1 pseudogene is annotated in these 257 nt (G+C 43.2%); it reads left to right on the top strand.

What is annotated here, in order from left to right:
* Positions 1-257, top strand: a pseudogene (locus tag SB756_RS32205) (beta-ketoacyl synthase); the annotation flags it as partial.

Genomic DNA, 257 nt, shown 5'->3' with positions numbered 1-257 from the left:
CTGATGAAAACGCGATTGTATTTGAAACTCGCGCACGCGATTTACCAAGTCCAGTACCTGCAAGTTGGAATGTACAAACGCTTGATGGCAAAAAAGTAAAAGTAACAATAGCTGCAGACTTAGACGTAAAGCTTGATTCTACACGTGATAACCCAATTAAATCGGCAGGGCAGTTTCCTACCGGGTTTGATCCATCAATTATGTATAACAGCCGTTATCAGCCACGCGGTTTGCAAGCCACCATATTTGCTGCAAAC

This window comes from Pseudomonas sp. SIMBA_068, assembly GCF_046534705.1.
In the GTDB taxonomy this organism is placed as follows: domain Bacteria; phylum Pseudomonadota; class Gammaproteobacteria; order Pseudomonadales; family Pseudomonadaceae; genus Aquipseudomonas; species Aquipseudomonas putida.
Note: the sequence above shows the minus strand (reverse complement) of the source record. Positions and strands in the feature narration are given on the sequence as shown.